Here is a 21,889-nt window from a genome sequence, read left to right on the forward strand (position 1 = left end):
TGGCCGTGGCGGCTGTCGCGGCCGTCGTGTCGCGAGGATGTTGTGCGGCGGCGCGCTGCGTCTGCCGGGCACGCAGGCTGCGGCGCTGCTCACCGCGGTCCCCAGCGCCGTCCGCATCCGTCGCCCGCCCGTGCTCCGCGCCCCCCGGGCCGGACTCCCGGCCCGCCTCCCGCCCGCCGTCGTCCAGGAAGGCGGCCAGTGTCCGCACGGTGGTGTGCTCGAACAGTGCGACTCCGGGAACGGGCCGCCCCAGTGTCTCGCCGAGCATGCGGCGCACCCGGGCGAGCAGCAGCGAATGACCGCCCAGATCGAAGAAGTTGTCGTCCAGCCCCACGACGGGGGCGCCCAGCACCTCACTCCACACCCGGGCGACCAGTCGCTGCGCGGGCCGGGAGAAGGGGTCAGGGTCCCCGGAGGGAGGGGTGGTGACGTCGGCGGGGAGTGGCAGCGCCGCCGCGTCGATCTTGCCGTTCACCGTGACGGGCAGCGCGTCGAGGAACACGAAGTCGCCCGGGATCATCGCCGAGGGCAGCGTTTCGGCCAACTCGGCACGCAGGGCGGCGCCGTCACGCCGGGTGGCGCCACCGGCCGACGCCGGGTACTCCGGCACGACGTAGCCGATCAGCCGGGTGCCCTCGTCGCCGGGGACCGCCCGGACGTGCGCCTGCCGGACGCCCGCGCAGGTGAGCAGCGCACCGGTGACCTCCGACGGCTCCACCCGATGGCCCCGGATCTTGACCTGGTCGTCCACTCGGCCGAGGCAGGTGAGCACCCCGTCGGCGTCGGAGACCACGAGATCCCCCGTGCGGTAGAAGCGTGCTTCGGGGCGGTCCGGGAGGGGGTACACGAACCGTTCGGCGGTGTCCTGCGGCCGGTTGTGGTACCCACGGGCCAACCCGGGGCCACCCAGGAAGAGTTCGCCGGGCACGCCGACGGGCACCGGACGCAGTTCCGCGTCGAGCACCTGGGCTTCGACGCCGGGGAGGGGCTTGCCGATCGGCAATCGCTCGCCCCGCGGGATCTCGGCATCGGCGGTGTAGGTGGCCAGCACCGAAGTGATGGTGGTTTCCGTCAGCCCGTAGGCGTTGATGACGGGGACGCCGCTGTGCCGGCGCCAGCGGGCGAGGGTCCGGGTGTACACCGCGTCGCTGCCCACGACGAGAAGCCTCAGTGAGGCGGGCAACGGCCGGGGATCCGCGTCGAGATCGGCCACCCATTCCTGCCAATAGGAGGCGGGGATGTTGGCCACCGTGACATTCTCCTCGGAGAGGAATTTCTCCAGATCGGCCGGAGTCCGGCGTTCGTCGGGAATCACCACCACACAGGCACCGGAGATCAGCGTCGGGAATATCTCCTCGGCCGCCACGTCAAATCCCGGAGCGGCGAACTGAAGCACCCTGTCATCCGGTCCGAGTCCGAATACGGTCTTCACCGCGCTGGAGTGATACGACAATGCCGCCCGCGTCACCGCAACGGGTTTCGGTCGGCCCGTGGAGCCCGAAGTGAAGAGGACATAGGCGAGGTCGTCCGAGCCGGCGGGCCGGGTTGCCGTGACGCCGGGATACTCGACACCGGTATCCGGCACGGCGAAGTCCAGCACGCCGGAGTCGGGCACGCCGAAGTCCAGCACGCCGGAGTCGGGCGCCCCGGAGTCGGGCACGCCGAAGTCGGGCACATCCATGGCGCGAGCGGCGTCCACGTCTCGTCCACCCGTGCCCCGTGCGTCGATGTCCCGCGCGGAGGAGTCCGCCACCTCGACCTGTTCCGTCCCGACCAGCCGTCCGTGGTTCGAGGTATCCGTGACCACGAGCCGTATCCGCGCCTCGGCCACCATCGAACGCAGCCGTTCCACCGGCAGGGCGGGGTCGAGGGCGAGGTAGCCCGCACCTGTCTTGAGCACCCCCAGCAGCGCTGCCACCAGTCGGCTGCCGCGGTCGGCGAGGACACCCACCACCGTCCCGGGTCCCGCACCCAGAGCGGCGAGGTGACCCGCAAGCCGAGTCGCCGAGGAATTCACCTCGGCGTAACTTACGGATAGCCCGCGATCACTCACAGCAGCCGAGGCCGGGTCGATATGGAGCCGCAGCCCGAAAGCGCTCACTATGTCGCCGCCGCACCGCTCCTCGGCATTCATCGCCGTGCCTGCCTTTCTCCGCGGACGTCAGGAAACCCATGAGACTGCCTGCCGTGCCTGTCCCGGCAGGAGAATCCCCTCGACAGGGAAAAGACGGTTTCCGGAAATGATCCACTTCAGTAAATGCGCTCGCCAGGTTAGCCGGAAAACGGTCGGTGGCGGAATCTGACCCCTGGGTCTACCCGAACGGGCAGGCGCCGGACCGGAGGGGAAATCGCTGGACGGCCCAACTACTGAAGGGGGCGCATCGGGCCGAGTCGGCGGATAGAGGTGAATACGGTCGGATGGGTGACCGGGTGGGCCGACATCACTGCGCGCCTGCCCCGCCCACCCGGCCGCCCATCCCCTCACGTTCGAGATGTCGCAGGTCACCAAGGCTGGGGGAAATCAATGGAGTTCCTGTGGGGTCCCTGGCTGACTCGCCGCCGGCTCCTGCCCTCCAAGAGAGGGCGACGGTATGTCTCCCCATCCGGATCACGTCGACGCGGGAGCGGGCGGGTGGACAGCCGGGCTTCTTGGAGGGAGAACGCGGCTGCCCGTTGATGCAAGTCCGTCAGGCATGCCCTGGCCCTACAACGGTCCTTTCTGCGACGGTTGAGGAGTCTTGGGTGCCTTCGCTCGCCTCTGCGGCGACGGGCCGCGGCGGACAGGATCAGCCGGTCGAAGTCGGCATCGGCGCGATGCCTGGACTCGACCGCGCGCAGTTCCGCCTCTACGACCGACCGGGCCATCTCGGCGGACTCACGTGCCGTGGGCCCGCAGGCGTATGGGTGACTGTGGGGTCCGGCGGCGGCCGGTTCCCATCCCGGGGTGGCGCACCGGAACGGACTCCTGCCGCATCGGCCGGTGCCGGCCGGGGCGCGTGCTGCTGTCCCCGCCTGGTGTTGCCGTGGTAGGTGGGGGAGGTCCGGACGGTTTGCTGGCCATCAACGCGGCGGTGCTGCCCGCGGTCGTCGTGGTCGTGCGGCTGTGGCGGCGTACGCAGGCCCGCAGCCGCTCCGACGCAGTCGGCGGCGGTGCTTGCTGCTGCGGCGGCGGCAGGCGGGACGTCCTGGACACGGCTTCTGAGTACTACAGCCGGCCCCGAGTCGTCTGCTCCGCAGAGTGAGCCGAGCCATACACCGTATCCAGGCCCGCCAGATCTACTCGACGTGCCAGGGCGGGCCGACCTCGCACTACCCCGAAACCGTGGTCGTGCGCTCCTACGAGCCCGGCTCGCGCACCGTCGAAGTGGCCGACGAATCCGGCCGGGACCGTCGCACCTTGGACATCCCCGCGTCCTGCTTCCATGCCACGAACACCACAACTGCGGGCCGCCGCCGGATCACCGACTACTACCTCACGGGCACCCGGCGCCGGTGACCACGGCACCTCAAAAGCACGTCCGGGTGCCCAGCCGATCCGCAGACCGGCCGGATCGGCCCGGTCTCCAGGGCGTGGTCACTGCGAACGCCTTGAGGACCGGCTGATGAGTGAAGAGGCCGAACGGCGCGGCGCCGCGTGCGGCCTGCCTTCGTCGGGGCCGGGCGGCAGTGGCGCCGCCGGGGGGGGACAGGGGACTCGCCGGTACGGGCCCCCTGGTGGTCTCGACCGAGGGAGGCAAGGCGAGCGTCGCCGCAGACCACATCGGGTCTTGCACCATGGACGAGGTCCTGGTGGCTCGGCCCCGAGGACGCCTGCCACCGGACTGAGCTGATCGGGGCTCTCGTGACGAGCCCGGATCCGGGTGTCCCGCACCAGCGGGCCTCGCGCCGACCGGCGGTGGTGCTCCGGGAGGCAATGGACGAGCGGGCAGACCACCGCCCTCACCACAGCGTTGCCCTCACCAACGACCCCGTCGGCTGACCTGGTGAGGACTTCTCAGGGGTGGTGCGGTCCGAAGGAGATGTACAGAACGGCTACGGTCACAGCGGCGACGGCGAGGACGGTCCGGCTGCGGAGGATCGATGTCATGGTGCGTATGCGCCGGTTCGATGCGTAGTTCTGGGAGATTGCCGCGGTGGCCGCGTAGTGCGCGGCGATGCGGGTGGCAGCGAGCCCTGCGGTCAGGGACACGGTGATCAGGATGACGCTGTGCAGCAGTGTGGCGGCCCATCCGCCGAGGGGGCTGATCAGGTAGAGGACTCCGATGAGCATGGAGAGGACCAACCAGCCGAAGCCGGTGGCTCCCATGAACGATTCGATACGGTCCCACTCGTCGCTGGTCTTGGTGGAGAGCCGACCCGGCTTTGCCCTGACGCGCTTCCAGGCAGCCGCGAGTACCTCGGTTCCCGGCTGGTCGGCAGGCTCGTAGAACCTGTCGCCGATACGGTCCAGGAGCCAGGACGCGAATGCATCGGCCGTGGCCGCCAGATCGGGGATGCGTGTCCGTGGGCGGATGGGCATGAGGAGCTCTCTTCTTGGGTTCCGGGTGAGCGGGTGGGGCGGGGCTGCGCGCGCAGCCCCGGCGGGCGCCGGGTCGGCGGGCAGTTCCTCATCTTCGGGGTCGGCGGCGCGGAACCGGGCGTCCTTGAGGGCCTGCGTCTCGGCCTGGTCCAGCATCAGGTGCTGGACAGCCGCCCCGAGTACGGGGTGGGCGGTGAGCTGCACCCACCGCTGGGGGCAGCGGGCCAGCATCGCCCAGCCGACGCGGCAGCCCAGCTCCAGTGACCAATCGGTCGAGCACGGACACCGCCCCCCAGCCCTCTTCGGGCTCCGGGTGGTGCAGCAGGTACGCGGCGAGCGGCGTGGGGCAGGCTTCCAGGACGGCGTCGAACAGCTCTGGCGGCACGGGCAGGGGCGGCGCGGCGGCCTTGGTGCGGGTGTAGGGGTCGGGGTCGCAGTCCCGGACGACCTGCTCCACCTCATGCTGGGGGAGGCGGGGCAGGAGCGCGCTGGCCGCCTCGATCGGGCCGGGGTGCCGTGCCAGTGCGGAGATCAGCCCGGCCCAGGCCCGGCGGTGCTGCAGGATGGCGGGGTACGTCGGCGGCGGTCACGGTGCCGTCGGCCGCCAGGGCGGCCAGCGTCTTCTCGTCGGCGTGCACCAGGAGCCGGCCGCGCAGCCGTCTGGCAGGGGTCCGGGCCAGCAGCGCGGGCAGCGCGTCCTTGAGAGCTTCCTCCCGCCACCGGTCGGCCTGGACATCGAAGCCGTCCGGTGTGGTCGCCGGAGCGCACAGGGCCTCGATCACCGTCTTGAGGGCTTCCTCGGGGAGGTCCTCGCTCATCGCGAGATCCCGCCCCAGCGGATGCGTACGGGCGTTGACCATCCTCGGCATCCCCTCCCACACCTGACCCGGCGTCACCGCCTGGTCGCCATCCGTAGAAGCGACCTTACGGCGCACCCGGCCCGAGCGGGGGGTGATCCACGAAGTCGCCTCGTCGCCGCTCAGGCCCGTGCCGGAGCCGCAGCCACGCAGCCCGAGGGCCAGGTCCCGGCCGCACCGGTGGCCCCGGTCGTGCTGCCCGCGCCCCGACCCGCCGTCGCCCCCGGCCCTCGGCTCGACAGCCCCGCCGGGAGCGGCGGCGGCCACGCGCCCGATCTGACCGTGGCCCGCTGCGCCGCCCCGGCCGGGACCCGCAGCGAGGGGTCGGCGGCGGGTGCTCAGTACAGCTTCTTCACCGCGGTGTTCAGGGTGTTCTTCCACGGGATCACGGGCGGATCGCCCCAGTAGCTCTGCCACAGGACCAGCGTCACCGTGTCGCCGTCGCGGCCCACACCCCACAGGTAGTTGTAGTCGGGGCGCTCGGTGGCGTTGGAGTCGAAGGTGTGCATCCCCTGAAGGGTGGCACCCTCCTCGACGCTGATCACCCCGTGATCGCGGTAGGTCGCGGTCACGCCGGGCCGCTGCGGGGCACGCGCGCAGGCGATGTAGTCCTGCCGGGCCTTGTCCGCGAAGGCGATGGCCTCGGCCTCCGTGCCGAAGACCGCCACCTTCTGCTGGGCGAGCGCGGTCTCCGCGGTGGTGAAGTCCCGGTGCCAGACATTGACTTCGGCCGGCTCGGCGGACCAGCCCACCGCACAGCCGAAATCGTCGCCCCACCCCCGGGCGGTCGGGTTGGCGCGCCACGACTCGGTCTTCGGCAGGTCGGAGATGTACAGGGTCCCCGGCTGCGGACGCCACTGGTCGGCAGCCGCCGCCCGACCCGGAGCCGCCCCGGCCCCCAGGGCCCCGACCGCCAACACCGCGGCCCCCACCGCGACCGCGCCCCCGCGCAGCCTTGCACGTACCCCCATGGCTTCCCTTCCTCCGTGCGCTTCGATCACCCCGTTCCGTCCCGGACCGGGGCGAATTCCCCTCCACGGTAGGGCGTCAGCGCCCGTACGGCAGGGCCTTTCGGCCGAAATGACCGAGAAATCCAAGTGTTCGATGCCCCCCTCCTCCAGCGGTGGCTGCACCGCAGTGGTCCGCTGACCGCCGCGTACGCCGACTCACTTGTCGACGTGATCCTCAGAGAACACGCGCTTAGCGTCACCGGCTGTTCCATTGGTCCCTGCCGCCGGGGCCCCGCCCATAGCGGCTACCGCTGGGTTTCCGTGTGCTCCCGGATCGCTGAGGGGTCAGCCGGAAGGCGGACCGCCTCGGTCGCCGGGTCTCAGCAGTAGGTAGAGGAAGGTCATCACGGCCATGGCGACCAACATGGCATCCGGCCGCAGGGGTTTCGATGGGCAAGTACATCGCCGCACTCATCCGGCGCGACCAGCTCGACCAGAGCAGCCGTCTCGTGTGGGCCAGCGAAGCGTTCAGTGAGCCCCAGGGGGAACTTCCCATGACCGGCTGATCGTCTGAAGAAGCGCCAGAGGGCGCCAAAAAGCCAGGCCGATCAGCCACGACCGATCTGGTCCAGGCTGCCTGAGTCAAAGATCCTTGCGCCACAGAGGGCCCTGTACTGGTGGTCGAATGACGCGGCTCTCCAGATGGCGGTAGGACAGCTGCTGGTCGTACCAGCGCTCATGCTCCGCATCGCAGAAGTTGAGCTTGCACCAGCGGGAGCCCTGATATCCAGGTGCGGCGTGCCAGTAGCCGGCGAGTAGGCAGAGGGTGTTCCACTCTTCACGGAGGCGCTCCAGCCGCTCCTCCCCACGTACCCGCCGTTCTTCCTCGGGGAGCGGCGGAGGCAGTGGAATCCCGACCGGGACGCGGACACGGCCGGGCGTTCCGCCGCTGATGGCCCACTCCAAAGTGACGACCAATGTCACTACCGCTTCGGCGAGTGCCGAGGCGGTGATGCCCTCCTCGCTGTCCACCGGGTGGGTACTTGCCGCTCGCTCCAGTCGAGGGAGAAGGAAGTCGCCGATCTCCCACACCATGTCGGTCGTCAGTTCATCGGCATACCGCGGACCGCTTCCCGCAGGGTTGACACTGCTCGTCAAATTTCCCCCTCCAGTTTGGGCTTCTGCTTGGGCTTGGGCTTCAAAGAAGACCCTCGCCGGTTCACCTCTCGCCCCGTCCACTCTCAGGCGAGCCGCGTGAGTAGCACGAACGCGACGGAGACGAGACCGTCATCTTGCGAAGTCAATGCTCAAGATCGGCGTTCTTCAGCATCCGGTATCAGCGGGCGCAGTTCCTCGGGCAGGTCGGGCGAGTCTCGCCACACAGCCGCGATCGTGAGAAACACTTCCCACGCGGCCTCAGCCGAGGGCCCGGGGTGGCCCTCTTCCAGCTCCGCATACAACTGCATGCTCAAGCGGTGCACCACGTCATACACGGCCTGAGAAACCCGGTGCACCTCTGACATGGCTGAGCCCTCAGGATGAGCGGGCTCCCCTCGGAATCGGATAGCGGCGGAACTGGCGTGGTACGCCCGGCCGTGAACGAAGTCCCGCAAAGCGCACAGTTGGGCAACGGTTGGCAGAGGCGCCGAGGCACCGTCATCAGCAGTCACGCCATCGACCCTACCCACCTGTCATGACCGAACCAGAAACAGGTACTCAGGGCATCGACGTAACCAAGCACGAGCTCCGGTGAATTCCCAATCCGTTCCATTCGACGTCATCCCCCCTGAGCCCATGGCTGAAGGGATTGTTCCATGGGCCGCCGGCGTCTCCACAGGACTGCATCCTGAAACGATCAGTTAGTCGCCCACCATCAGCAAACCAGTGATGATCAGGGCTGCGGATGCTCCGTAGCCGAGGGCGAATCTCAGCGCGATTCCGGACGTCACCGGCTCGGCTACTCGCTGGCTCTTCCTGTCGTAGAAGCCGGCAGCGGCTCCTACGGCAGCCCCTGCCGCAATGAGCCCGATTCCTACGGATTTCATGATGGCATCCTGTCAACTGAGCTGCAATGGAGTCTCGTTGAGGCCCCCTCCTCCCGCCGCTCCCAGCTCGCCGCCGCCCCTGCCGGGGTCCGCATCGAACTGGCGGGACCGGACGACATGAAGCGTCTCATCCGCAGGATCGTGCAGAAGACCGGCCGCGGCGGCGGCACCGACGCCGCGTTCAGCGCCGTGTAGGACCCGGTCTACGGATCAGGCGTGGGCACGGCGGCGGGCCCGCAGCAGGCGGACACCTTTCACCGTGTAGGCGCCGGCCATGACGGCGAAGCCGGTCAGGGCGAGCGGGAACCAGGAGTCCGACACCAGAAGGCTCAGCATGATTCCCGCGAACAGGAGCAGGCTGCCGACGGCGTCCGCCAGATCCAGCCCCGCCGCCGCGCGCCGTGCGGGATCGGCCCCGCGCAGCCGGCGGATGAGAGGCACGAGCGCCAGGGCCTGCAACACGGCCAGAGCGACAACTGTCCAGATGAGCCAGTCGGGTATGTCCACGGCGCACTGTATCGCCCGCGCGCGGCCCACCGGACGCAGAACCCGGAGAAGGGGGCGGTTGTGCCGTTCGACATCCCGACCGAGTGCGGGGTCTCGCTTCGTGTCCCCGGATCTTGTGGGAACCGGCAAGCCTATTTGGTCTGCTGGCCGGCGTTGATGACGATGTGCAGGATGTCGTTGACGAGTTGTTGCGGGTGGGCGTTCTCCAGCGTGGTGCTCAGGGTCTCCCAGCCGCTGAAGACGGTGGTGCCGTCGGGCAGGTTCTGCCCGTCCGATTCCCGGGTGAGTGACCACTCGGATTCGCCGCGGTGGAAGTTGTGCGTTTCGCCGTCACCGGTGAGCGTGATGTCGCACCCGCATCCGAAGCCGTCGTCGGTGTCCTCGTAGGCGCCGTCGAGGTGACGCCGGTTCAGTGTCACCGCCCGGTCGTGCTGCACGGCGGGGAGAGCGGCGACGGCCACCACCGTCTCGTGGACATCGCCCGGCAGGACGACGGTGCCGGGAGCGGAGTCCAGGGCGCGCACGGTGGTGGAGGCGTGCCGGTCGACCAGGCCGTGGACCGTGTCGGACGCCTTCCGCAGTACCGCCAGGGCGTCGGCGAGGTTCGCCGGCTGTCCGGGCCCGGCCGGGGCGGGCAGTTCGGCTCCGCCGCGCTCGGTGATCCGGCCGGCCGAGCACGCGAGCTCGGCGAGGGCGTCGGCGCTGTGGCGGAGCTGGACGAAGAGCGCGGAGGCGACCGCTGCGGCGTCCTGCGGGGTGTAGAGGAACCACTGGCCCGACAGGGGCCGGGCTGAGGCACCGGCCGTCTCCGCAGCCGCGCACGCCATCGCCATCGCCATCGAGTCCTCGGGATCGTGCAGGCCGTACTCGACCGCGCTGCGTACCGCCGAGACGTAGTTAGTCACTGTGCGCGTCGCCGGTCCGCTCGTACAGGGCGATCCAGGGGGTGTCGTCGTCGAGAGCGGTCGCGGGGGCCTGGTTGGTGAATGTAACCGGGTCCTCCCAGAGGCCGGCCCGGCGAAGCGCCGTGCTCACGGCTCGACCGAGCTCGATGAGCGGGCGTGGACTGGGCAACCGCCCCGGACCGTCGGCGGTCCGGGGCTCGCGTGCGCCGGCCGGTTGGGCCTGGTGCGGTACCCCCCGTTGCCCCCCGCCCCGCTGCTGAGCACCGGACCCCGGTCCCCTTGAACCAGGGCCCTGTACTTGTGAAGTTCCGCGAGTGCAGGGCCCTTGCGGCTGCTCCGGGCAGATGTCGGCCCCGCCTCGACCTGCGTGCGGGTCTGCTGGCCCCCGGTTAGAGCAGGCTCTCGAAGGCGTGCTGGAGGGTGCGGGCGGTGGGGCGGCGGGCGGGGTCGGTCTGGAGTCCGCCGGTGATGATCTCCTCGAATGCGGGGTAGGGGCAGGGCCGTGTGGCCGCCCAGGGTTTGACCTGGCCCCGGGCGAGTTCCGCGCGTAGTTCGGGGGTGCTCTGTGTGGTGTCGCGGGTGCTGATCGGGTAGGTGCCGGTCCAGCAGGCGTAGAGGACCGCGCACAGTGACCACACCTCGGAGGCGGTGGTCAGGGGCAGGTCGTCGGCGGGGGTGGTGGTCAGGCGGGCGTGCGCGAGTTCGGGGGACATGAACCAGTCGTAGGCGCCCCGGTAGGTCACGGGTCCGGTGCCCGGGGTGCGGTCGGGGGGTGGGCCATGGCGAAGTCGAGGAGGTGGGCGCGGCGGGTGCTGGTGCTGGTGCTGTCCAGGATGAAGTGGGCTTCCTGGAGGTCGCCGTGGCGCCAGCCGCCCGCGTGGAGGTCGGCAACGGCCTCGGACATCGCCGCCGCGTACGCGGCGGCTGCCGTGCGGTCGGGGCAGGGCCGGAGCTTGGCGAACGCGGTCTCGGCGTCGTCGCCGTCCACCCAGCGCAGGGCCAGCCACGACCCCGCCGCGGGGCCGCCGGGCAGGAGTCCGTGGTCCTGGTAGAGGCCGGGCGGGGCGACGGGCCCCATGGCCGTCAGGAGTCCGGCTTCCACCAGGGCCAGTCGCCCGGAGTCGACGTGTCCCTGCGGGTCGGCGCACGGGACGGTGATCTTCAGCGCGTACGGGCCGGACCGGGCCTGGACGCGCCACAGGCAGGTGCCGCGCCGGTCGGCGACGAGGCGGGCTGTGGCCTCCTCCCCCCACAGGCGGGCGGTCAGGCGGTGTGCGGTGGTGGTGTGGTGGTGGGAGTCGGTCACGGGTGCCCATCCGGCTGGTGTGCTAGCGGTCGTCTGAAGGGTCGAGAGTACGGAGGCCGCGCTCGACCCGGAGCTGCCGGTCGCCCTCGACATGCCCGGCAACGTCGCCGACTACCTCCGCGCGGTCGACCTGGAGCCCGCCGAGCGGGCCGCGCTCGACCAGGGGATGACCGTACGGCGCAGCCAGGGCTACACCCTGCGCGTCAGCGCCGTCCTCGCCGTGCACCACCAGCTCCTCGACCGCTGCCAGCCGCTCGACAGCACTTCGAGGATCCCGGCACGGCGTAAGGCCCGCCGCGATTACGCCAACCGTGTCAACGCCCTTCGGTGCTACCGCCCAACCATGATCGATCTCAGCTCCACCCACGGTTCATTTGATCCCCGGGACAAACCGCTGTACAGGCCTCAAGTCTGCGGCCCAGTCCTATCGTTGGCTGATGCGCGCACACCCTATTGACCGCCCAGCCGACCTCGACGTGGTCCGTGAGTCCTATGACCGCGTGGCCGAGAACTACGCCCACATGGTGGTGACCAGCGGCATGGGCGACATCCGTCGCCATCCCTGGCTCAAGGCGTCGATTGACGCTTTCGCCGACACCGTGGGCGAGCTCGGGCCCGTCCTCGACGTCGGCTGCGGACCCGGCACGGTGACCGGCTACTTGGCCGAACGCGGACTCGACGTATCCGGGGTGGACCTCTCTCCCCGCATGATCGAGAACGCGCGCCGTCTGTATCCGCGATGCCGCTTCAGCGTCGCCTCCGCCACGGAGCTCGACCTCGGTGAAGCCTCCCTCGGCGGCGTGCTGGGGTGGTGGTCACTGTTCAACCTCCCCCGTGATGTCCTTCCCCAGGTCCTCGCCCATTTCGCGCACGCCCTGAAGCCGGGCGGGCACCTCATCGCCGGCACACATGTCGGCGACGAGGACGCGGTGCGCACCGAGGCATACGGAGGAGTGCCCGTTCGTTGGACCACGCACAAGTGGCGGCCGGAGCAGCTCGTGGACCTGATCGAGCAGGCCGGACTGCACCCGGTCGCCGAACTCCGGCTCCCCGCGGATGAGTGGAGCGGGCCGGGTGTGGTTGTCATGGCCAGGCGTCCCGGCTGACGATCAGCGTCGGAAGCGGCACAGGAGGCTCCTGCCGGGCTCCACCTGACGCCTAACGCTAATTTCCGTTCGGTACAGGGGCCGAACCCGTCCGTCTCCCAGGGCTGTCATTGCGCGTGTCTGCGGAGCCGCTTCGACGGATAGCGGGAGTGAGCGGCGCGCCGGCCAAATGTACGGCGGCCAGATAGGCCCGGTGGTGTCAAAGGCCCTTCAGGACACGATCAAGCGCCGACCGGCCTGTGGGTGGCCGATGGGGCGCCGGTGGAGTGGGGACCTGCGTCGGTGCGGCGTACCGTGGTTTCCCGCGAAATCCGGTGGAGTCTCAGCGGCCGGAAATGGTTGGGTCCTGCTCAATGCTTCGCTGACATGGCCGGGCACAGTGCGAGGCGCAAGGTCCGAATCGCAGGCGCGGTCCAGGTCGCGTGTCGTCGAGTGATGGAGGTAGTCGCGGTGGCTGGTTATGGGGCGCTTTCCGACGTGTACGAGTGGCTGATCGGGGACGACAGGTTGACCCCCGCCAAAGCAGCCGCGGTCTACTACAGCGATGTCGTGGGCTCGCTGCCGCCCAACGCGCGCGTCCTCGACTGCGCGTGTGGAACCGGCCAGCTCGCCGTCGGTCTCGCGAGTCTTGGCCTTGACGTGGTCGCCGCGGACGCCAGTGATGGGATGGTTCGCCGGACCGAGAAGGCCGCCGACCAGCAGGGTGTCTCGCTTCGAGCCCTCCGCGCGAGCTGGGCCGAACTGCCCTACCACCTGGAGGACTCCACGTTCGATCTGGTGTTCTGCGTCGGCAACTCGCTCGGGCACGCCGAGGGCGCAGCCGGGCGCCTGACCGCTCTGAAAGCGATGTCGCGGCTGCTGAGTCCGGGCGGTCGCCTCGTGCTGACGTCACGCAACTGGGAACTCGTGCGCTCCGCCGGCTCACGGGTGGACGTCCGCGATCGACTCGTCCGCCGCAACGACCGCGATGCGGTCGTCAGCTACTACTGGCAGATCGAGCAGCGCTGGGAGCAGGAACACTTCCTCGAGATCGTGGTCGCCCAGATCGAGCCGGATGGGGCAGTGCGAGCCTGCTCGGAGCGGTTGTCCATCTGGCCCTACCGGTACGAGGACCTCGTGGCGCAGTTGCGCAGCGTCGGGCTCACAGTGCAGTCCACCACCTTCGCCCCCCGACAGCGATGGATACCTGGTGGTCGCCGGCCGCGACCTGGCGCGAGGCAGGTCTGGGCCGGCGCGCTGATCCGCCTTTGGTCGTTGTCGTTGCCGACCTGGACGGCTCGCTGCGGTCTGGAGCGGGTTCTTCGCGAAGTGTTCAGCGCTTGAAGCGGTTGCTGCAGGTGCGGTCCTCGACGCGCTGGCTTCCGCCCTGCGTCCGCGGCCTGCACCGCCTCCACCAGGGCAATCGTGATCCTGGACGGCACGCTGCTGCCGATCGGCCGAATCGCGGCCGGCGAGCCCTTCTGCTCCGGGAAACATGAGAAGCACACCCATGAACGTGCAGATCATCACCGATCCCGCCGGGCGACTGGTGTGGGCATCGCCTGCCGGGGCGCCGGTCACCAGCCTGTCGAGATGGCCGGACAGACCAGGTGCGGCACTCACGTCGAGAGGGAAGGGGAAGCCGTTCATGAGCACGACTGCGGGCCCGACCCCGGCCAGAGGGGTACCCGGATACCTGGCGACCGCGCTCCACCACCCGCCGTGGACCCGGACCACGCGTTTCACCCGCTGCGCCGCCCAGGAGTCGAACCCCGCCACCGCTCCCACCGCGGCCGGACTTGCCGCCGCGTACTCGGCGGCGTACTTCCCGAGTTTCCCGGAACAGCCCGATCACGACCGAGTCCTGGACCGGGGCGGGCACGGCGAGGTCGGCGAGGTGCTGCTTGCACGGATCGAGGTCGGTGATGCCGTCGTTGTACTCACCCCACAGATACAGCTCGCGGTGCGCATCCCAGGGGCGCCAATCCGCGAGTTCCCGGACGACTTGGTCGGCCAGTTCCTGACGGGCCACGACCGCTTCGTCCCGCGCCGGCGAGGCAGGGGGGCGGGCGCCAGAGGACCGGGCTGCTCCGGCGTACGGCGCTTGCGGCGTCTGGCCATGCCTCCCACCGCGACACCGTCCCCGCCGCAGCGGCAGAGGGCACAAATGCACGAGGCACTCAAGCCCGGGCCGGGTTCGGCGGGGCGATCGGTCCGATGTGGCCGGTTCTGGCTTCGCCGCTGCCGGACGGTGGGTAACTTCCCGCGGTATGAGCCCACACCGAGCATCCCCGGGCGAGCCGTGGCCCGGCTGGTCGACCAGCCGGGCAGCCCAGGCCGTGTACGGCAGGCACCTGGTCCGCATCGGCGAACTCATCCCGGTCCTGCTGTACACCCACGCCCTTGACCGCGGCAGCCTGGCGGCCGCGCACGCCGCCGGTCACCAGGACTCCGTCACCTCCCAGGTCGACGGTCTGGCCCTGGAATGCCGGGACGACCTGCTGGAGACCGCCGCGGTCCTGGACGCTCGCCCTGTGCCACGGACATGGCGGCTACCTGCCACGCCCGTACTACGAGGACTCCCACAGCCCGGTACCGAAGGACGTCGAACTGCGCACCGACGCCTCCGACATCGCCGACGAACTCGTCAGCCACGACCACCGGCACGGGACCAGCACCACCGGTGACATCCCGCCAGCCCTTGAAGACGGCTGTACCGATGCCGAACGCGACGCCGTCCGCGCCTACGCCCGCAGGGAATGGATCACCGCCCAGGAGAAACGGCCGGGCATCTGACCGCAACCCATGAGCGGGCCAGTCTGGGCTCTGCAGATCGTCGTGCGTGCCTAGCGGCACGCCGTCGGTGCTCCGATCGAGCCGTCGTCGGTCCATCGCCCGCACGCCCAGCGCGTCAGGAATCACGAGTACTAGCGTTCTCGGTTCCGATGCTTCAGGAAATCAACCAGAGAAACCAGGGCGAGTTCGAATTCTCTCCTATCCAGCATGCACGTCTCGAACTGCCGATATAGATCTCCGATCTCGACCAGGTCACCACCAACTGCCCGAGCGGTCGCGGCAGCCGTCCCGAGCACAAATCCGCCCGAAGTATCCTGCTGGATTTTTCGCCACTCCCGAAGGAAAATCTCTACAATTTGCGCTTGAGTCCCGAACGGGATGACGAGAGTCTCAAAGGCAAGTCTGACATTTTCGTCCGTCCCGGTCGGGCCCTCAGGGATCACAAGACCGTCCTGATCAACGGTGAAGGACCATGTGGCATCGTCCATCGTCACACCTACTGCCCAACCGGGAAAGGCTTGATGGTGTAGGTGCCATCCGCCTTCTTTTGAAGGAAACCAATCATCCTGACTCCACGAAATGCGCTGACAACCATGATTCTCCCACGCCTGCGTGCACCATCGTCGAACAAGTTCTGACCTTGACATTTAACATCCGGCGTCGAGCAGGTGGGACCTGGAGTGGCAGGCTGGGGACGTGAAGACCCCGAGGAACGACCAGCCAAGGCCTCTGTCGACGCGCTGGCTCTACTGAATGGCAGTACCGACCGGGGACCAAGCGCTCCCGCTACGGAGCGGCGCAGGCGTACTACTTCGGTACACAGATCGACGGCTCGGCCTGGCTGATTGCGGAGAACGGGGTCGTGGTGCGGCGGTACTGCGAGACCGGTGAGGTCGAGGACGGACTCCTCACGCTGGGACAACCCCTTGTGCAGGAACAGGCAGAGCGGGAGCGGATCGGCCTGCCACCCGCCTGGAACGACAGCGAGCGCCACGATGAGGCCGAGGAAGAGTGGAAGTGGCGGGCCTTCGACATGGCTCCCGAGATTGCCTCGGCCCTGGGTATCAGTCCGCTCGCGCTGACCGCAGCGATGCGAGTACGCGGCGTCGGCGTTCTTGCGGAGACACCTGTTCCGGTGGGCTGAGCAGTGCGCTCAGCTCTCCGTAGCGGTCCTTCTCGGTTTGGTCCCCTTCTTGTGGTGGGCGGGCGTGAGTTTGTTCGACGGGGTCGGCTTCTCCCAGGGTCTCCGGAGGTCGGTGGCCAGCGGGCGGGCCAGCCGGAGCTGGGCATACGCCGCGATCACCAGCCACGTCCACCGGTCAGCTGCTTCCGAGCTGCGAAGCCGGGGCTTGGTCCAGCCGAGTGTCTGCTTGAACAGGCGAAACGTGTGCTCCACGTCGAAGCGGCGAAGGAATGACTGCCAGCAGCGATCCACATCGTCGGGGGTGGCTCCGGTCTGTGATCACCACAGCCAGACCGGCTTGTTCACCCCGCCGCTGGGCAGTTCCTCGACGGTCAGGCGGCTGACGGTGCTCCCGATGATGGGCAGCGGTCCGTCGTGGTCGAGCCAGGCCGCCCGGCGAGTCAGCCGCGGATGCGGCCGGTCCCATGCCTGCGCGGTCGCCTTCCCTCAGAGGCGGGTATCGGTGGCGGTCATGGCTTGTTCGGCGCCCCAGGTGTCGGGGTCGCGCCGAAGACGAACTCGTCGCCGTGCTGGGCGGGCCGGCCGCGAAGGCCATTCCGCGGTGGTGCCGACCGCTGCATGACGCGGTTGGATCGGAGCCGTCCGAGGATCTGCATGGGCAGACCCTCCAGCAGGTGGGCGATGCGGGGTGAGTCATATCTGGCGGCCTGCACCACCAAGCCCTCAGGATCACTCTCCTGCTACTGGCCAGCGGTGATGAGCCGCTCGATGACCTCGCGGATCTGGACCGCGGTGATCGCGGCGGCATCGGCGCCGGGCTCCAGGCGGGCCGCATCCAGCACCGCGGTCCAGGAGGTGCGTCCGGTCTCCAGCGCGGCGACGATCGAGTACGGCCAGCCCGGGACCATCTGGTGCTTGCCCTCGCCGCGGCCGAACGTGTGGCAAAAGGAACGATCAGCGCATGTGTTGGCATCCGGCCGCAGCCACGGCGAGACGTCCACGGCCAGCACGAGCCGGCCGTCCGTCCGCCACCCGCGGCAGCGGCCATCCTGCCAGGGCCCGGCGCAGCCGGGCAACGTCGATCTGCCCCTGGTTGAGCCCGCCGTGAAGGGCTCCGTGACCGTGACGGTACTCGGGCGCGAGCGCGAGATCGACCAATGTTCGAACCGGCCCGTCGGTGCACAACAGCGCGCCGCACAACTCGAACAACGCGTCGGTGCGGGCCCCGTGGCGCAAGACCAGCACCGCCCGGCAGCTGCACGACGCTCCGCTTGCCGCCCGGCCCGAGGTACGCGCCACGCTGCTGGTCGACCAGGAGCACCTCAAGGGCCTACGCCCTGTACGAGTCGTGAGGTCGGCGCACGCTGGGAGACCTACGCCCGCGCATTCCCGACGCGGCTGTGTTCCACGCCATGCTTCTGCTGGACCCCCGTGAGGCGCGTGGGTTCAGGGAGAGCGAAGTCTGTTCAGCGGGAACTCGTGGGTCGGTCCGTGTGTATCAGCTGGGTGAATCCGTGGGTCCGGCGGGAATTGTGGGGTGGGCTGCGAGGCGGCGGGCTTCGGCGGTGATCTCGGCACCGAGCTGGCCCTCTGTGCTGCCGCCGTCCGCGAGGACGTCGTACTCATCGTCGAGTTCGGCGAGCCGCTCGGTCAGGGGCAGCTCATGTCCGTAGCGCTGGTGAATCCGGGAGGTGAACTCCCGGGGCGTGAGCTCGCCGGCGAGCATGCGGCGGGCGAGGGCTCGGGCGGAGGCCTCCTGACAGGCTCCGCTGCCGACCGGACAGAAAGTGAGGCCGAGTTCGTCGAGTGCTGCGGGAAGCAGGTCGTGGATGTCGTAGTCCGCCTCGGCGCGCGTGCAGGCGGCGAGCATTCGGAGGCCGGGAGCGTCGAGTCCGGCGACGAGCGCATCACATGCGGCAATCACCACGTCGCTCGCTCGGATTTCCCCCATGCTCCAGAGAGCGGCATGGTCCTGTAGAGCGATTGCTGCTGCTTCGGTCGACGTCACTCGGCCATGATTTCCTTCACGGTGCGTCCTGGTCGAGCAGATTTCATCGAAGATGCTGTTCAGCGGCCAGTTCCAGCAGGGCTCGGATGCGTAGTGCCGCTATCACCGCACCTGATACGCCCCCCGTCTCGCGGCCCGAACCGCACCCGGCCGACTGGCGGGTACACGCGATGGGCTGCAGTGCGGCGCTCGGCGAGCCAGCTGCCCGGGCTCGGCGTGGGAGCTACTGGGCCGCTGGCGCGCTGCGGAACGGCGGGCTGGCCATCGCTCTCCTATGGCCAGCCGTGATCCCGGGCCTCTCCAACTGGTCAGCCCGCCAGTCCGTCGGGCCGTGTTGCCTGGGGTCTGGTTGCCGGTGGTTCGTCGGCGGTGAGGTCCAGGAGTTGGCCGGAGATCGGGGCCGGCCTCGCCGCCGCCGAGCAGTAGCTCGCCGCCATGCGCGACCTCGCGGTCCGGCACACCACCGTCCACCCGGGCATGCCCTGATCCCGGTGCGTCGTCGTGCGCCCCGACTCCGGGCAGCGGAACGAGGATGCGAAGGGGTGGTCCTGAGCACTACAACGAGGGGATGACCGCCTTCCTCTGTTCCAGGTGCGGCACCGCGATCACGCTGGAGCTGGCCGAGGTTGCCGCCGTCCCTGAGGTCTCGGACGGCGAGCGCGACCAGGAGACACGCCGGGCCCCTTCCACGGTTCCGCGGGGCCACTACGCGATCGATCCCGAGCCCTGGGGACCTCCCTACGTCGTGCAGGACGATCAGGAGGATCCGAAGCCGGCTCAGTCGCGCGGACCCGTGGTCTGTGGTGAAGAAGGTTTCGTCATCTCGGCCGGCAGTCGGCACACGGTGCTGGTGCACGCTGATGACGCCGCCGGTCTTCAGCCACTGCCCAACTGGGAGAACAGCAGTGGGTGCTGCGGACCGAGAGGCGACGAGGGACTCAACCGGGCCTGCCCCTGCGGCGCTCCGGTCGCGACCCTCGCAGCAGACTGTTCCGGGCCCTTCGAACTGCACCTCGACCCCGTCCGGACCAACGCGTTCTCCCTGTAAGAACGCGAAGCGCGTGCGGACGACATACCCGACACGCCCGACGGAACTCCCGGTACATCGACGCCGCCGTCGCCCGGCTGTCCCGCTGAAGCTCAAGAACCTCGACGTCCCGGGCGGCTACAGCGTCACCGCCACCCAGCCGGCGGGCGGCAACCTGCACCCGCTGCGTGCCCCGGACGCGGCCCGGCTCGACGACGAGGACGGCACGGAGGCCTGACGGTGCTAGGTACCGGCCGGGGCGCCGATCAGCTTCTGGACCACCGCCTTGGTGAGCCGCTTCGCGGCCGTGGCGGCTTTCTCCCGGGGCCGAAATAGCATCGGCCGTTCGACTGCGGTCCGCCAGGATGTCTTCCTGTGAACCATGTACTGTGCGGCCTCGCCGTCAATGAGGCTCTGCCCTTCGAACTGGTCGGGCGTCTGATCGAGGTCGCGGACGAGGACATCGCCCATGGCCTCGCCGGCCGCGCGGACCTCACCCGCGAGCAGGCGGTCGACCTGGCCGCGCGGTTCGAGGAGAGCACTGTGCGACTCGCGTACGAGGGCCGGCTGGCAGCTGCGGACATCAACCCCCTCACACAGCCGCAAGCCGCGCTCGCCCTGCTGGACGAGGCTGGAGGCGACCCGGAGTGGGCGCGGCTCTTCGCCCGGGACCCCGACGCCGATCGCCGGGTGAAGCTGGCCGCCTGTCCCGGGCTTCCGGCCGATGTGAGGGAGACGCTCGCCGCCGACCCGGACGTACAGGTCGTCGCGGAACTCGCGTTGTGGACCACGGCGGACCTGGCCGCCCGTCTCGCGCGCCACCCGCATGCCGAGGTCCGCCGCGCGGTGGCGGCCAACGAGGCGACACCACCGCAGGTCCTGGCCATGCTGATCACCGGCGAGGGGCTGCCGCCGGCAGAACGGTGCCTGGTCTGCGAGGGCGAGGAGACTCCGTACCGGCACGATCCGTACTGTCCGCGGCCCGAATGCGACCTGCGGTCGGGTGCCTCGTGCGCCGGCTCGCACGAGTCCGCCCTCCACGAGCTGGCGGAGCAGGCACTGCGGAACCCCGCCACACCGGTCGGTGCTCTCCTCGGGTTCACCGACCACCCCTCGTCGCTGCTGCGCTGCCGGCTCGCCGCCCGCCCCGACCTGCCGCCGGAGTCAGCGGCGCGGCTCAGCGGTGACCCCGTTCCGGGCGTTCGGGCTGAACTCGCGGAGAACCCGGCGATCGGCGACGCCCTGATCCGTGTGCTGGCCGTCGACCGGGGCCACGACGTACAGCGCAGACTGGCGCACAACCCCCGTGTGCCGCTCGACGTACTCTCCGGCCTGGCCGCCGCCGCCAAGATCGGCCCGTCCCTGCTGCCGCGGATCGCCGCCGCTTCTCCCTCAGAGATCGAGGACCTGTCCAGGTCGTCGAATCCGGTGATGCGCATGCTCCTGGCCGAACGGCGCGATCTGCCGGCCGAGATCCGCAACGTGCTGGCCGACGACCCCGACGCGAAGGTGGTCAGGTCCATCGCGGCCCACCCCGGCCTCCCGGAGACTCAGCTGCGGTCCATCGTCGAACGCCACGGAGTCCGGGTCGTCGCCAAGGTGGCGGCCAACCCGGAGACCCCGCCCGCCCTGCTGGAGGACCTGACCAGACACACACCGCCTGTTCAGAAGGCACTGCGTGAGATCGCCCGGCACCCCAACGCGACCGGCCCGGCACTGCTCGCCTGTTTGACGGACAGGAAGGCGCGACGGGTAGCGGCAGGCCACCCGGCCCTGCCGCCGGAGGCCATCATCGAACTGCTCGCCGACCACGACTGGCACGTGGTGGAGGCCGCTGCCGCCAACCCGTCCCTGCCACCGGCCGTAATGGCGGAGCTGGCACCTGAACCCGGGCGACCGCCACCCCGGTGACGATCTCCATGGGCCCGTGGACGCCTTCACCGACGACGCCTCCACGGTCCGGGGAACCCCTTTCCACTCCCTCCAAGGCGGCCGAGGATCGCAATTTCGCGACGCGGGCGGCGGCCTCCCGCGACCACTCTGGTGACGGTCGCCCTCCGGGACGGGCCGCGGATCGCAGCTCCAAGGCGATCGATCTAGTGCGCGCGGATCCCGGCAGTGGCGGTCGTCCTGCGCGGCGGCCGGTCGGCCTCACGCTGCGGGGTTGGTGTTCCCGCCATGGGTGCGGTGGGCGTTGTGGTCGGCCCCGCTACTGCGGGGGTGTTCCGATCGGCTCGGCGGCCAACGCGCGTACGCGTACGTCGGTCGGTGACCGGTCTTCAGCAGAGATCGTCAGCAGTGACGACGGCGTCAGTACGCGCCCGGGAGCTTGCCGGACACGTCGTGCCGGTCGGATTCGCCCCGGACAACGGTCGGCTCACCGTATGCCCGAAGTCGGCTGGCTGCGACGAGGGCTCGGCTGGAGCAAACCCGGATCGTCACGGCCGCCAATGAATCGGCCGGCCGGGCCTTGCACGTCCTGTCCGGTACGGGGAACGAGCGGGCTGGGGCCGGCCGATCGTCAGCATCCCCGCAGCTGCCGAAGAAACTCCGCCCACTCGGCGGTCACCGCATCGACCGCGGGCCGCTCAGCGGGGGTAAGGCTCTTGCGCCGTGCCGCACACCGGCGCTGTTCAGCGATCAGCCTCCCGACAAGCCCGTTGTCGGCGGCCGACCTTGACGTCGTCGCTCGGTGTTCGCGAGCGCGGGCCCTCTTCGGCCTCGGGGATCAATCGGGTAG

At 69.7% G+C, this 21,889-nt stretch carries 23 protein-coding genes and 3 pseudogenes; 12 read left to right on the forward strand and 14 right to left on the reverse strand.

The features are described from left to right. A partial coding sequence (locus ABZX40_RS14980) for a non-ribosomal peptide synthetase (protein WP_356008990.1) occupies positions 1 to 1,468 on the reverse strand: 1,468 nt, incomplete at its 3' end. Then, a complete protein-coding gene (locus tag ABZX40_RS14985) occupies positions 1,401 to 2,036 on the reverse strand; it encodes a pentapeptide repeat-containing protein (protein ID WP_355738366.1) in 636 nt (211 codons plus the stop codon). The genes ABZX40_RS14980 and ABZX40_RS14985, both read right to left, overlap by 68 nt. A gap of 1,014 nt (positions 2,037 to 3,050) precedes the next feature. Here ABZX40_RS14985 and ABZX40_RS14990 point away from each other — a divergent pair. Next, positions 3,051 to 3,242 (forward strand): hypothetical protein, encoded by a 192-nt coding sequence (locus ABZX40_RS14990; protein WP_355738158.1) that lies wholly within the window; start codon positions 3,051 to 3,053, stop codon positions 3,240 to 3,242. Further along, positions 3,239 to 3,496 carry a hypothetical protein gene (locus tag ABZX40_RS14995; protein WP_355738161.1) on the forward strand — a complete coding sequence of 86 codons (258 nt, stop codon included), beginning with the start codon at positions 3,239 to 3,241 and terminating at the stop codon, positions 3,494 to 3,496. Before ABZX40_RS14990 ends, ABZX40_RS14995 begins: the two co-directional genes overlap by 4 nt. Positions 3,497 to 3,994: 498 nt before the next feature. On the opposite strand, the gene ABZX40_RS15000 is transcribed toward ABZX40_RS14995, so the two are convergent. Then, on the reverse strand, positions 3,995 to 4,519 hold the full coding sequence (locus ABZX40_RS15000; protein ID WP_355738164.1) for a hypothetical protein: 525 nt from the start codon (positions 4,517 to 4,519) through the stop codon (positions 3,995 to 3,997). Positions 4,520 to 4,552: 33 nt separating this feature from the next. Here ABZX40_RS15000 and ABZX40_RS15005 point away from each other — a divergent pair, with 33 nt between their 5' ends. Beyond that, positions 4,553 to 4,783: a hypothetical protein gene (locus ABZX40_RS15005; RefSeq protein ID WP_355738167.1), complete on the forward strand. Its 231-nt coding sequence runs from the start codon at positions 4,553 to 4,555 to the stop codon at positions 4,781 to 4,783. A gap of 194 nt (positions 4,784 to 4,977) precedes the next feature. Here the strand turns inward: ABZX40_RS15005 and ABZX40_RS15010 are convergent, their stop codons facing one another. From ABZX40_RS15010 to ABZX40_RS15045, 8 genes are all read right to left on the reverse strand, one after another. Next, a complete protein-coding gene (locus ABZX40_RS15010) occupies positions 4,978 to 5,643 on the reverse strand; it encodes a hypothetical protein (protein ID WP_355738170.1) in 666 nt (221 codons plus the stop codon). Between the two features lie 71 nt (positions 5,644 to 5,714). Beyond that, entirely contained in the window at positions 5,715 to 6,347 is a 633-nt protein-coding gene (locus ABZX40_RS15015) for a hypothetical protein (RefSeq protein WP_355738172.1), read from the reverse strand. A 621-nt stretch (positions 6,348 to 6,968) separates the two neighbouring features. Next, on the reverse strand, positions 6,969 to 7,484 hold the full coding sequence (locus ABZX40_RS15020) for a hypothetical protein (protein WP_355738175.1): 516 nt from the start codon (positions 7,482 to 7,484) through the stop codon (positions 6,969 to 6,971). 149 nt (positions 7,485 to 7,633) lie between these two features. Further along, positions 7,634 to 7,849 (reverse strand): hypothetical protein, encoded by a 216-nt coding sequence (locus ABZX40_RS15025; RefSeq protein WP_355738178.1) that lies wholly within the window; start codon positions 7,847 to 7,849, stop codon positions 7,634 to 7,636. 732 nt (positions 7,850 to 8,581) lie between these two features. Then, positions 8,582 to 8,878 carry a hypothetical protein gene (locus ABZX40_RS15030; RefSeq protein WP_355738181.1) on the reverse strand — a complete coding sequence of 99 codons (297 nt, stop codon included), beginning with the start codon at positions 8,876 to 8,878 and terminating at the stop codon, positions 8,582 to 8,584. Between the two features lie 131 nt (positions 8,879 to 9,009). Beyond that, entirely contained in the window at positions 9,010 to 9,783 is a 774-nt protein-coding gene (locus tag ABZX40_RS15035) for a hypothetical protein (RefSeq protein ID WP_355738184.1), read from the reverse strand. A gap of 389 nt (positions 9,784 to 10,172) precedes the next feature. Further along, positions 10,173 to 10,526 (reverse strand): hypothetical protein, encoded by a 354-nt coding sequence (locus tag ABZX40_RS15040; protein WP_355738187.1) that lies wholly within the window; start codon positions 10,524 to 10,526, stop codon positions 10,173 to 10,175. Further along, positions 10,523 to 11,089, reverse strand: coding sequence for a lipopolysaccharide kinase InaA family protein (locus tag ABZX40_RS15045; RefSeq protein ID WP_355738190.1), 567 nt, complete (start codon positions 11,087 to 11,089; stop codon positions 10,523 to 10,525). Before ABZX40_RS15045 ends, ABZX40_RS15040 begins: the two co-directional genes overlap by 4 nt. A 91-nt stretch (positions 11,090 to 11,180) precedes the next feature. Here ABZX40_RS15045 and ABZX40_RS15050 point away from each other — a divergent pair, with 91 nt between their 5' ends. The 5 genes and pseudogenes from ABZX40_RS15050 (at position 11,181) to ABZX40_RS15070 (ending at position 14,970) form a co-directional block, all read left to right on the forward strand. Continuing rightward, entirely contained in the window at positions 11,181 to 11,546 is a 366-nt protein-coding gene (locus ABZX40_RS15050) for a hypothetical protein (RefSeq protein ID WP_355738193.1), read from the forward strand. Then, positions 11,527 to 12,195: a class I SAM-dependent methyltransferase gene (locus tag ABZX40_RS15055; protein WP_355738195.1), complete on the forward strand. Its 669-nt coding sequence runs from the start codon at positions 11,527 to 11,529 to the stop codon at positions 12,193 to 12,195. Before ABZX40_RS15050 ends, ABZX40_RS15055 begins: the two co-directional genes overlap by 20 nt. 435 nt (positions 12,196 to 12,630) lie before the next feature. Beyond that, positions 12,631 to 13,435 (forward strand): annotated as a pseudogene (locus tag ABZX40_RS15060) (class I SAM-dependent methyltransferase). Positions 13,436 to 13,581: 146 nt separating this feature from the next. Continuing rightward, positions 13,582 to 13,741 (forward strand): annotated as a pseudogene (locus tag ABZX40_RS15065) (IS5/IS1182 family transposase); the annotation flags it as partial. Positions 13,742 to 14,577: 836 nt separating this feature from the next. Then, entirely contained in the window at positions 14,578 to 14,970 is a 393-nt protein-coding gene (locus tag ABZX40_RS15070; RefSeq protein WP_355738198.1) for a hypothetical protein, read from the forward strand. 131 nt (positions 14,971 to 15,101) lie between these two features. On the opposite strand, the gene ABZX40_RS15075 is transcribed toward ABZX40_RS15070, so the two are convergent. Beyond that, positions 15,102 to 15,458, reverse strand: coding sequence for a hypothetical protein (locus ABZX40_RS15075; RefSeq protein WP_355738201.1), 357 nt, complete (start codon positions 15,456 to 15,458; stop codon positions 15,102 to 15,104). Between the two features lie 374 nt (positions 15,459 to 15,832). Between ABZX40_RS15075 and ABZX40_RS15080 the strand changes: the two genes are divergently transcribed. Continuing rightward, positions 15,833 to 16,114 carry a hypothetical protein gene (locus tag ABZX40_RS15080; protein WP_355738204.1) on the forward strand — a complete coding sequence of 94 codons (282 nt, stop codon included), beginning with the start codon at positions 15,833 to 15,835 and terminating at the stop codon, positions 16,112 to 16,114. Positions 16,115 to 16,159: 45 nt separating this feature from the next. Here ABZX40_RS15080 and ABZX40_RS15085 read toward each other — a convergent pair. Next, positions 16,160 to 17,338 (reverse strand): annotated as a pseudogene (locus tag ABZX40_RS15085) (NF041680 family putative transposase); the annotation flags it as partial. Positions 17,339 to 17,612: 274 nt separating this feature from the next. Continuing rightward, on the reverse strand, positions 17,613 to 18,122 hold the full coding sequence (locus ABZX40_RS15090; protein ID WP_355738207.1) for a hypothetical protein: 510 nt from the start codon (positions 18,120 to 18,122) through the stop codon (positions 17,613 to 17,615). A gap of 568 nt (positions 18,123 to 18,690) precedes the next feature. Here ABZX40_RS15090 and ABZX40_RS15095 point away from each other — a divergent pair. From ABZX40_RS15095 to ABZX40_RS15105, 3 genes are all read left to right on the forward strand, one after another. Beyond that, positions 18,691 to 19,170, forward strand: a complete 480-nt coding sequence (locus tag ABZX40_RS15095; RefSeq protein WP_355738210.1) for a hypothetical protein — start codon at positions 18,691 to 18,693, stop codon at positions 19,168 to 19,170. Between the two features lie 13 nt (positions 19,171 to 19,183). Beyond that, positions 19,184 to 19,387: a hypothetical protein gene (locus ABZX40_RS15100; protein WP_355738213.1), complete on the forward strand. Its 204-nt coding sequence runs from the start codon at positions 19,184 to 19,186 to the stop codon at positions 19,385 to 19,387. Positions 19,388 to 19,524: 137 nt separating this feature from the next. Beyond that, a complete protein-coding gene (locus ABZX40_RS15105; RefSeq protein ID WP_355738215.1) occupies positions 19,525 to 21,060 on the forward strand; it encodes a hypothetical protein in 1,536 nt (511 codons plus the stop codon). Positions 21,061 to 21,889 lie beyond the last annotated feature (829 nt).

The sequence above is a fragment of the Streptomyces sp. NPDC004610 genome (assembly GCF_040609715.1).
Classification (GTDB): Bacteria; Actinomycetota; Actinomycetes; order Streptomycetales; family Streptomycetaceae; genus Streptomyces.